This is a genomic window from Kosmotoga sp. (assembly GCF_982836095.1).
The window spans coordinates 6,542-7,882 of record NZ_CEYIHJ010000086.1; the positions used below are offsets into that span (position 1 = coordinate 6,542).

The window sequence follows — 1,341 nt, forward strand, 5'->3', positions numbered from 1 at the left end:
TAGTATTTTCTTAGTGAAATTCTCGGTGATATACTCCCGGCCGTGCTTTTTTACTAAAGCAACTATAGCTTCAGAGCTTAGACTCCTAAATTCAGCTTTGAGTTTCTTTCTCTCTTCGATTATATGATATCCATAGCTGATTTCCCCAGGGGTATGCTTAACTCGAAATGGGACCAGCCAGCGCTTGAAATTTCCTGCGGTTCTCAAAAATAATTTCTCTCCTGGATCTACGGGATATAAGACGATTTCATATCTCAATCGCGGGTTCATGCCGATGATAAAGTCCAGATATGCCTTTATTGCTCTGTTGCCACGCGGAAAAATTATCCGAAGAGGCTTCTTTCTATCCCCCATCGCCACATTTCTGGTGTTTATCAACCCCCATAAACCGGCTATATGATCTACATGTCCGTGGGTGAGAATTACGTCCCTTATTGCATAAACACTATTCCCCAAAACGCTTGAGACACTCTCGCCGGCATCAAAAAGCAAGCGCTCTGGCCGAAAGAGAATCCACGTTGAATAAAGCGCCTTGGAATATATTTTAAACTCCAAGTTATTCCTCCTCCGACCCTTCTATTGAGAGTTTGATCTTTCCCCTCACATTTCCAGGAAGTTTTAGTTCAATTTCGTATTCACCCAACTTTTTTATGTTATCGCTGAGTATAATGTGCTTCTTGTCAAACTCAATCTTCAATTCTTTTGAGATCAGTTCAGCAATGTCTTTACTGGTTATGGCGCCAAAGAGCTTTCCTGAAGACCCTGCTTTAGCTTTCAGTCTAAAATGCTTTTGGACGATTTTCTTTAGCAATTCTTCACTTTTTCTTCGAATCATCTCTTCACGTTTCTCTCTTTGTTCACGTTGGGCACGGAGTTTGGCTAATTCACTTGATGTGGCTTCAACAGCCAATCCCCTTGGAATAAGAAAATTCCTTCCATAACCATTCGAAACCTCTTTCAGTTCACCCTTTTTCCCAAGTTTTGGAATGTCTTTTAGAAGAATGACTTTCACTCTTTCACCTCCAGTTAAAAAAGGGAGGCTTTTGGCCTCCCCTTTTTTATTCCTTGGTAAATGGAAGCAGTGCCATGTGTCTTGCGCGCTTTATTGCGGTCTTGACCATTCTCTGGTGTTTGGCACAATTTCCAGTTATTCTCTTGGGAATGATCTTTCCCTTGTCTGTCATGAAATCTCTCAAGAGGGAAGTGTTTTTATAGTCAATGTAGTTAACCTTCATTCCGCAAAGCCTGCACTTCTTTTTTGTCCTTCTTTTTCTTCTTTCTCTCATATTCATTCCTCCTCGTTTCTGATTAAAATGGGATATCATCACCATTGGTATCAGT

3 protein-coding genes are annotated in these 1,341 nt (G+C 40.9%); all 3 read right to left on the reverse strand.

Annotated elements, in window-relative coordinates; genetic code table 11:
- A partial coding sequence (locus AC3LHT_RS06675; RefSeq protein WP_488662354.1) for an MBL fold metallo-hydrolase occupies positions 1 to 555 on the reverse strand: 555 nt, incomplete at its 3' end.
- Position 556: 1 nt separating this feature from the next.
- Complete coding sequence (gene rplI, locus AC3LHT_RS06680; RefSeq protein ID WP_488662355.1) at positions 557 to 1,012, reverse strand: 50S ribosomal protein L9; 456 nt, start codon at positions 1,010 to 1,012, stop codon at positions 557 to 559.
- 46 nt (positions 1,013 to 1,058) lie between these two features.
- Complete coding sequence (gene rpsR, locus AC3LHT_RS06685) at positions 1,059 to 1,286, reverse strand: 30S ribosomal protein S18 (protein WP_290645378.1); 228 nt, start codon at positions 1,284 to 1,286, stop codon at positions 1,059 to 1,061.
- Positions 1,287 to 1,341 lie beyond the last annotated feature (55 nt).

Coding starts and splice junctions, on each gene's coding strand:
- rpsR (WP_290645378.1), bottom strand. CDS start 1,286: ATGAGAGAAAGAAGAAAAAGAAGGACAAAAAAGAAGTGCAGGCTTTGC.